This window comes from Streptomyces sp. NPDC046727 (assembly GCF_040645635.1).
Lineage (GTDB): Bacteria > Actinomycetota > Actinomycetes > Streptomycetales > Streptomycetaceae > Streptomyces.
Window position 1 is genome coordinate 32,098 of the sequence record NZ_JBEYYR010000056.1, and the last position, 8,480, is coordinate 40,577.

Below are 8,480 nucleotides of genomic sequence, written 5' to 3' on the forward strand. Positions count from 1 at the left end.
TCCGCGGGTGGCGTGGCCACCGAAGCCCCCGGGCGCGGCGGCACGTACCCGGGCGGCACGGCCACCGGACCCCCGAGGCGCGACGGCACGGTGGCCGCCGTAACCCCGAGGCTCGGGGACACGTCCGCGGGTGGCGTGGCCGCCGAAGACTCCAGGCGCGGCGACACATCCGCGGGTGGCGTGGCCACCGAAGCCCCCAGGCGCGGCGACACGTCCCCGGGCGGCACGGCCACCGGACCCCCGAGGCGCGACGGCACGGTGGCCGCCGTAACCCCGAGGCTCGGGGACACGTCCCCAGGTGGCGTGGCCGCCGAGACCCCCAGGCGCGGCGACCCATCCGCAGGCGGCGTGGCCGCCGAGAACCCAAGGCGCGCGGGCACGCCCCCAGGAGACGCCGGCACCGAACCCCCCGCGCTCGGAGACACGTCTTCAGGAGACACGAGCGCCGAAGCCCCCAGGCGCGCGGACACCTCGCCCGCCGACGTGCCCACCGAAGCCCCGAAACGCGAGGACAGCTCCCCCGCTGACGCCGGCTCCACCGCACCCGACCTCACGGCCGTGTCCGCACGTGGCGTCGGTATCGCCGGACCGGTCACCTCCGCCACCGCTGCCGACAGCCCGCGCACGACCCCGCGCACGTCCCGCCACCGCTCGGCGAAGCGGGCGGCGAGGAAGCCGTCCTGGCCCACCGGGAGCAGCCGGCCGCGCAACTCGCGGGCGCCCAGCAGGGCTGCGACGGCCTCTGGGTCGTCGGCGGGCGGCTGCGGGGCGTCCGGTCCGCGTCGCCGCAGCACCCGGTGCCCGCCCAGCACCACGGTCTCGGAGCCGTCCAGGGACCGCAGCACGGACCGCACCGTCTCGGGCAGCTCCGACTCGGCCAGCAGGGCCAGTTGGCTGTCGAGGACGACACCGGCCGCCCCGCCCGCCACGGCAGCCGCCGCCGTACGCGGGCCGACGCCCCCGCAGGCCCAGACGGGGATGTCGCTCAACTCGTCGTCCGCGAGGAGCTGTTGCAGCAGGACGAAGGTGCTCAGCTCGCCGACCCGGCCGCCACTCTCACCGCCCCGGGCGATCAGCCCCCGGGCACCCGCGCGGACGGCCGCACGGGCCTGCGCGAGGTCGGTGACGTCAGCCAACACGCGGCATTGGGCGGGGAGTTCGGCCGCCGTCCAGGGCGCGTCCGGGGTGAGGACCACCGTGTCCACGGCTCCGCCGAGGTCCGCGGGTGTGAGGGCGCAGCGCCCGGTGACCCGTATGCCGAAGGGGCCCGGTGCCGCCCGGCTCAGCCGGGACAGCTGTTCGCGGGATCTTCGGTCACCGGTGCCCAGGTCCAGGATGCCGAGGGCGCCGGCGGCGGAGGCGGCAGCGGCGAGGCCGGCGTCGGGCTCTCCGAACGGGGTGAGACACAGGATCAGGTCGTGGGCACGCACAGGGGAGGTCATGATGCTCCGGCACGATCGGCGAGACAGCACGATGGGGGAATGTGCGGCGAGACGCTCTGGTGCGAGGGCATCGGAAACTAGCGAGGTCATTACTCGCGGGTCAATAACGCCGCAGCCTTTCCGTGTGCGGTGGCGCCGATTCGGCCAGCGCACCGAATTCCCCGTAAGGCGCGGTAAATCCAGCGATTCCCGTCACGGGCGAGAACGGAGCGCCGTCCGGCCCCGTACGGCACACCGGCACAAGCCCGCCAAACCGCCCGCCCGCTTCATCGTTCACTCACCCTCGCGCCATGCGCCAGGACACCCGGCCGCAGTCTGTAAATTCCGCATGACGTCACCCCGGTGGCTCGAACCGGGCCGACGGGAAACAGACAGGGCACCCCGCCGGACGAGCGAGCCGCCCGTCGCCGAGCGGCCCCCTTCGCCGAGCGCCCGCTGCGCACGTCAGCCGAGCAGTGACCGCCCGGCCGTCGTACCGGCACCCTCGGTGCCGCCGGCGGTGACCGGCGAGGTCAGCACATCGACGGCCGGCGTCACGAGATCCCCGGTCTTCCTCAGCACCTGCCCCACGGTCTCACCGGCGCCACCGCCCCCGGCCGGCCGCCCCGCCTTCCCGGCGCGGACCTGTGCGATCCGCGGCTCACCGGCCTCCCCGGGTGCACCGGCCTCCCCGGCACCCTGGCCGGCGCGCCCCGGCTTCCCCCGCGAGGTGTCGCCGCCCGCCTCGCGGCCCGGTGCCTGCCCGGCATCCGGCGCCTCCGGCTCGTCCGACGCGAGATCGGACCGCGGCGCTCCGCCCGGCCGCGACCCCGCACCCGACCCCGCCTCCAACACCCACCGCTGGTCCCGCGCCCCGTCCCGCTCGGCCACCACGACCCGCGTGGCGGAACGACCGGAACCCGGCGTCAGAGCCAGGCCCTGGTGCCGGCGGAGCAGGATCTCGCCGCGCACCGTGAAGTCGTACGAGATCTCCCCGGCGGGCGCGACGCAGCCGGCTAGCGCGACACTCCTGGTCCCGGGGTCGGCGGCGAGGCAGAGGGCGGGGTCGGCGGCGCTGCGCAGCAGGCCGTCGTCCTGGTACGACCACTGCTGCGAGGCGGCTGCCGAGCACGGCGCGAGCCGCATGCCCACGCCGGCCGCGACACGGTCGCCGCGTACGTCCAGGCAGAGCCCGGCGGCGAGGCCGCGCAGGGTGCCGCGGGCGACCTCGACGGGTGCGCCCACCGTGGCGGCGGAGCGTTCGCCGGTGCCGCTCGGCCGTGCGACGCCTCCGGCGGGGGCGCCCCAGGTGGCGCCGGGTGCGGGGACACCGTTGTCATCGGACCAGCTCCGGGCCACGAGGACGGTGGCGAGCAGTGCGAGGGAGGTGAGCCCGACGCCGACGGCGACGGCCTTGCGGTGGCGGTTCTCCGGGCCGGTGCGGTGCCGGCCGCCGGACGCGGGCGACGCGGCCGGGGCAGCGGCGGCCTGCAGGGTCTGCCACTCCTCGGGGGCGCCACGGCCGGGCCGCGAGTCGAGGTAGCGGCGGGCGCCCCAGCCGAGCACGGTCTCGGCGAGCAGGAGGTGCAGGCCGCCGTCGAAGTGGCCGAGTTGTTCGGCGGCGTACCGGCAGTGGCCGCAGACCGTCAGATGCCAGCGCACGTCCGGCAGCAGGGCGCCGCCACGGCGGATGGGGACGTCGAGGAGCCGGTTGTAGAAGCGGCATTCCTTGGTGGGTGCGAGTTCGCGGTGGGCGCGTACGCATCCGGCGCGGAATTGTTCGCGCGCCTGCTCCAGGGCGGTCGTGGCGGTGGCCGTGTCGATGCCCAGCAGACCAGCCGGTATGTTTATGGGTTCGGCCTCGACCTCGGTGTGCCAGAGAAGGCATTGCGAGGCGCCGGTAAGGGCCCGGAATGCGCGGGCGGCGAGCTGTCTGCTTTCCGGCGGCCCGGGCTTTGTCGCGCGCAGCCCGCGGCCTCCGGTGGTTTTGCGCAATTCCGGCAGGGCGATGCGGGCCGCGTCGTCGGCGGCCCAGGCGCGGACGATGTCGCGGGCGGCGACGAGCAGTTGCGGGCGCAGGGCGCCGCCGATCACACCGCCGGCCATGCGGCCCAGTACGTGGTGGAAGGCCGCGGTGGCCACCAGTTGGGCGGTCGGTCCGGCGGTGGCCAGGCAGACCACGGCATAGTCGCGGGTGGCGCGCCAGTGCCGGGCGAGCAGCAGCGCGACGGCGTGGTGGCGGCCGTCGTGCGGGCCGCTCAGCCGGGCGACGAGCGTGCGGTCGGACTCCCCGGCCGGACCGGGCAGGGGCGGGTGGGGCGGGCGTGGGGGGTAAGGGGACTGCACGGAACCATTTCCTTTCCAGCCGCAGGACCGTATGCGCAAGACCGTCCTGTCGGAAAGCAGTGCCTGATGGGTGCATACCTCATGGGCCGGCCTTGACGTCGACGACGTCGGCCTTTGCCCTCCCGCGGGGAGGCTCACCTTGACACAAACTGCTCGCAGGAAACAAGGAGTTGGAATGCTCCGCATGGCACATTCGGTTTACCGCAGAATAGTTACCGCCGGTATCATCTGGAGTTCCTTGTGTGGCTCAGGCCTCTGCCGTGAGCCCGCGTTCGCCGGCGGACACCCGGACCACCATGGCCAGGAGAGCGGCCACGAGGCAGACCCCGCTGAGGGTCACCCACACCGTGTCGTAGCTGCCGAAGACGTCCCGCGCGGTGGCGCCGAGGAAGGCCGATGCGCCGGCGCCCAGTTGGTGGGCGGAGTTGGTCCAGCCGAAGACGATGGGGCCGTCGTCCCCGTAGGCCCGCTGGCACAGGGCGATGACCGGGGGCACGGTCGCCACGTCGACGAGTCCGTAGACGACCGCGAAGGCGATCATGGACGGCTTGGCCGAGGCGGCGAAGACCAGGGGCAGGGCGAGCAGGGTGAGCGCACGGACGGTGAAGTACACGGTCAGCAGCCGCCGTGGGTCGAACCGGTCGGTGAGCCAGCCCGAGACGGCGGCGCCGAGGGCGGAGAAGACGCCGATGAGGGACAGCATGGACGCGGCGACGGTGGCGTGCATGCCGTGGTCGTGGGCGGCGGGTACCCAGTTGCTCCACATGATCCCGTTGGTGGAGGCGCCGCAGATGACGAACATGCCGGCCAGCAGCCAGAAGGTGCCGGTGCGGGTGGCCTGGAGGAGGACGGTCACGGTGCGGCGGGCGGCGCCCTGGGCGGGGGCGGGCTTGGCGACGAACTCCTCGCTGCCGTACGGCCGGGCGCCGACGTCGGCCGGATGGTCGCGCAGGAACAGCGCGACGAGGGCGGACACGGTCAGGGCGGCGAGCGCGAGCGTGACCACCGGGGGCTGCCAGTCGTAGCGGTCGACCGCCCAGGCGAGCAGCGGCAGGAAGAGGAGCTGGCCGAGATGGCTGGAGGCGCTGAGGGAGCCGGTGACCAGGCCGCGCCGGTGGACGAACCATCGGCTGGTGACGAGGGCGGCGAAGGTCATCGTCAGGCAGCCGCTGCCCAGGCCGATCAGCACGCCCCAGTAGAGGGTCAGCTGCCAGGGTGCGGCCATCGCGTTGGTGAGCAGGGCGCCGACGGCGATGAGGAGCATGGCGCCCGCTGCCACGCGACGGATTCCGGCGCGTTCCATCAGAGCGGCGGCGAAGGGGGCGGTGAAGCCGAAGAGAACCATGTTGACGGAGGCGGCCAGCGCGATCTGGCCGCGGTCCCAGGCGTACTCCTGGTGCAGGGGGGTGATCAGCAGGCCCGGGACGGTGGTGAAGGCACCGGCGGTGACGATGGCCGCGCCGGCGACGACGGCGATGGCCCACGCCCGGCGCCCTGCCGGACGGGGATCGTCCGGCGCGGTGGTGGGGGGTGAGGTCACAGGGGTCTGCGCGTGCTGAACCATGACTCCAGCCTCTCGGGACGGCCCCCACCCAACGAGTGTCTGGATGGCCACGATGCGCAAGAATGTGGCCATGCCGGACAGGACTGTCTTCTCGCACCCCGACCGTCACACCGTTGCCGTACTGGTCCGCCAGATGACCCTGCCGATCGAACTGGGCATCGTCCACCAGCTGTTCGGGCAGGCCCGTGCGGGCGCGTCCGCGGACGGCGAGCCCCTGTACGAGGTCGTCACCTGCGCGCTGCGCCCCGGCGAGGTGCGCACCGACGGGGACTTCACCCTCAACGTCGCCCACGGCCCCGAGGCACTGGCGCAGGCCGACACCGTGATCGTGTTGTCCTCCTACGACGACTACGACCAGCAGGAACCCGATCTGCCGGGGCCCCTCGCCGACGCCTTCGCCCGGATCGGACCGGGTACCCGGGTGGCCTCGATCTGCACCGGTGCCTTCGTCCTGGCCTCCGCGGGCCTTCTCGACGGGCACGTCGCCACCACGCACTGGCGCTACGCCGCCCGGTTCGCCGGGCTGTTCCCGCAGGTGGAACTGGATGCGGACGTGCTGTACACCGACGGCGGCGAGGTGCTGACGTCGGCGGGCTGCGCCTCCGGAATCGACCTGTGCCTGCACATGATCCGCCGCGACTTCGGCATGGCCGTCGCCAACGATGTCGCCCGCCGCACCGTCGTACCGCCGCATCGGGAGGGCGGGCAGGTGCAGTTCGTCCGGCAGCCCGTGCCGGAGCCGTCGTCGCCGTCCACCGCCGCCGCGCGCGGCTGGGCCCTGAAGCGGCTGGGCGAGCCCATCACCCTGGGGCAGATGGCCGCCCAGGAGGCCATGAGCGTACGGAACTTCACCCGGCGCTTCCGGGACGAGGTCGGCACCACCCCGATGAACTGGCTGACCCAGCAGCGCCTGGAGCGGGCCCGGGAGCTGCTGGAGGAGTCGGATCTTCCGGTGGAGCAGGTGGCCGACCAGGCGGGGCTGGGCACGGCCGCCAATCTGCGGCAGCACTTCCACACGGCGCTGGGCACCTCCCCCAGCGCCTACCGTGCCACCTTCCGCGGCCCGGGCACCGCGGCATGACGCAGCGGGAGGCGGCCGGGAACGGCCGCCTCCCGCAAGGGATCAGTACGGAAGAGGACTAGCGCCGGAACTCGCGGTTGCCGAGGTGCTGCGGTCGCGGCTTGGGCGCGGCGAACGGCTCCTCCAGCGTGTTCTCCACGCTGTTGTAGACGATGAAGATGTTGGAGCGCGGGAACGGGGTGATGTTGCCGTTGGAACCGTGCAGCAGGTTCGAGTCGAACATCACGGCGGAGCCGGCGGGGCCGGTGATCTGCTCGATGCCGTGCCGCTCCGCCATCCGCGTCAGGTGCTCCGGGCCGGGGGAGCCGACCGTGATGCGGTGCACGCGCAGCGACTCCTTGTGGAAGTCGGCCGGCGTCTCCCCCACCGAGGGGATGAACGTCTTGTGCGTGCCCGGCATCACCAGCAGCGGGCCGTTGAACGGGTGGTTCTCGCTCAGCGCGATCGAGACGCTGAACGCGCGCGGCCGGGGCATGCCGTCCTCGGCGTGCCAGGTCTCGAAGTCGGAGTGCCAGTCGAACTCGGCACCGCCGAAGCCGGGCTTGTAGTTGACCCGGCTCTGGTGGACGTACACGTCCGAGTCGAGCACCTGCCGGGCGATGTCGGTGAGCCGGGAGGAGAAGAGCAGCCGGGCGAAGACCTCGCTGACCTTCTCGACCTCGAACACCGAGCGCACCCGGTCGGAGTCCGGCTCCAGCACGACGCGCTCACTGGCGCGCAGCTCCGGGTCCTGGCCCAGACGCTGCAGCTCGGCGCGGTAGATCTCCACCTCCGCCGCGGACAGCAGGTTGTCGAGGACCAGGTAGCCGCTGGAGTCGTAGGCCGCCAGTTGCTCCGCGCCGAGCGGGCCGGGTCCCTGGCCCCACACGGTGGGGTCGACCCGCGGCTGCGGGACGGCCTCGCCGGCGACGCGGGTCGGGTACAGGTCGGGGCGCAGGGTGGTGCTCATGCGGCGGTCTCCTTCACACGGGAGGTGGTGGTGTCGACAGGGGTGTGCGGGGCCGGGGCCGGGTCCCCGGCGGCCAGCGGTCCGATGCGCTGGAGGATCTCGTCGTGGTGGCCCTCGCCCAGCAACTCGGCGGGGAAGAGCAGCTGTTCGGTGATCTCGGCCGCCCGGCGACGGGCGTACTGCCGGAGCACCATGAGGATGGAACGGTTCTCGGCCGACACGCTCGCCTCGACGAAGCGTGCCCCGCGGGCGCGCTGCCGCTCGGCCGCCGCCTCGAAGAGCTTCACGCCGAGGAAGGGGATGCCGTGCCGCGGGCTGACCGCGGTCTGCCACACGAAGTAGGTCTCCGGTTCCTCGGGACGGCGGTAGCCGGTGAGGAAGCCGACGATCTCGTCGTCGACGGTGGCGACCAGCGAGCAGTCGGCGAAGTCGCGGAACCACAGGACGTACGCGTACGGGCTGTTGGTGTCCAGGCCGGGCGTGCTCTCGACCAGCTCCCACACCTTGAGGCCGTCCTCGGGGGTCGGGGTGCGGAAGACGGGCTTGGCCCTCGCGGTCGCCATCTCAGGCCGCCTTCTCGTCGGTGAGCAGGGGGTAGACGCCGTTGTCGTCGTGGTCCTCGCGGCCGGTCACGGGCGGGTTGAACACGCAGATGTAGCGGGAGTCGGTCCTGGGGCGCAGGGTGTGCCGCTCATGACCGTCGAGGAGGTACATGGTGCCGGGGGTGATCCAGTGCTTCTCCCCGGTCTCCTCGTTGGTCAGCTCGGACTCCCCCTCCACGCACAGCACGGCCTCGATGTGGTTCCGGTACCACATCGACGTCTCGGTGCCCGCGTAGACGGTGGTCTCGTGCAGGGAGAAGCCGACCCCCTCCTTGGCGAGGACGATGCGCTTGCTCTCCCAGGTGCCGGACGCGGCCTTCACATGGCGGTCGGTGTCCTCGATCTCCTTGAACGAACGGACGATCACGGTGCGATGCCTCCTGGATCGGGGGTGTTCGGTCGGTCGTGAGGTGGGGTCAGGTGGTTTCCCGGACGGCGCGGGCGAGGACGCTGAGGCCCTCGTCCAGCTCGTCCGGCGTGATGGTCAGGGCCGGCAGCAGCTTGACGACCTCGCCCT

At 73.0% G+C, this 8,480-nt stretch carries 7 protein-coding genes and 1 pseudogene; 1 reads left to right on the forward strand and 7 read right to left on the reverse strand.

All coding sequences use genetic code 11. The annotated features are described in order from the left end of the window. The 3 genes from ABZ937_RS40300 to ABZ937_RS40310 form a co-directional block, all read right to left on the reverse strand. The coding region (locus ABZ937_RS40300; RefSeq protein WP_361699987.1) for a nitronate monooxygenase at nt 1-1,442 on the reverse strand (1,442 nt) is incomplete at its 3' end. 444 nt (nt 1,443-1,886) lie between these two features. After that, nucleotides 1,887-3,767, reverse strand: a complete 1,881-nt coding sequence (locus ABZ937_RS40305; protein WP_361699989.1) for an RICIN domain-containing protein — start codon at nt 3,765-3,767, stop codon at nt 1,887-1,889. A 247-nt stretch (nt 3,768-4,014) separates the two neighbouring features. Then, the gene (locus ABZ937_RS40310) at nt 4,015-5,331 is read right to left on the reverse strand and encodes an MFS transporter (protein WP_361699992.1); all 1,317 of its coding nucleotides are present in this window, start codon (nt 5,329-5,331) and stop codon (nt 4,015-4,017) included. Between the two features lie 70 nt (nt 5,332-5,401). On the opposite strand from ABZ937_RS40310, the gene ABZ937_RS40315 reads away from it, so the two are divergent. After that, entirely contained in the window at nt 5,402-6,412 is a 1,011-nt protein-coding gene (locus tag ABZ937_RS40315; protein ID WP_361699994.1) for a helix-turn-helix domain-containing protein, read from the forward strand. A 58-nt stretch (nt 6,413-6,470) separates the two neighbouring features. Here the strand turns inward: ABZ937_RS40315 and thpD are convergent, their stop codons facing one another. The 4 genes and pseudogenes from thpD to ABZ937_RS40335 all read right to left on the reverse strand — a co-directional run. After that, nucleotides 6,471-7,361, reverse strand: coding sequence for an ectoine hydroxylase (gene thpD, locus ABZ937_RS40320; RefSeq protein WP_361699996.1), 891 nt, complete (start codon nt 7,359-7,361; stop codon nt 6,471-6,473). Then, complete coding sequence (ectA, locus tag ABZ937_RS40325) at nt 7,358-7,924, reverse strand: diaminobutyrate acetyltransferase (protein ID WP_361699997.1); 567 nt, start codon at nt 7,922-7,924, stop codon at nt 7,358-7,360. The genes thpD and ectA overlap by 4 nt, the downstream gene beginning before the upstream one ends. A 1-nt stretch (nt 7,925) precedes the next feature. Further along, a complete protein-coding gene (locus ABZ937_RS40330; protein WP_361700000.1) occupies nt 7,926-8,330 on the reverse strand; it encodes an ectoine synthase in 405 nt (134 codons plus the stop codon). 49 nt (nt 8,331-8,379) lie between these two features. Beyond that, nucleotides 8,380-8,480 (reverse strand): annotated as a pseudogene (locus ABZ937_RS40335) (diaminobutyrate--2-oxoglutarate aminotransferase); the annotation flags it as partial.

Excerpts from the sequence above, each read along its gene's own strand:
- ABZ937_RS40310 (WP_361699992.1), bottom strand. The coding sequence starts at position 5,331 with ATGGTTCAGCACGCGCAGACCCCTGTGACCTCACCCCCCACCACCGCG.
- ectA (WP_361699997.1), bottom strand. The coding sequence starts at position 7,924 with ATGGCGACCGCGAGGGCCAAGCCCGTCTTCCGCACCCCGACCCCCGAG.
- thpD (WP_361699996.1), bottom strand. The coding sequence starts at position 7,361 with ATGAGCACCACCCTGCGCCCCGACCTGTACCCGACCCGCGTCGCCGGC.
- ABZ937_RS40315 (WP_361699994.1), top strand. The coding sequence starts at position 5,402 with ATGCCGGACAGGACTGTCTTCTCGCACCCCGACCGTCACACCGTTGCC.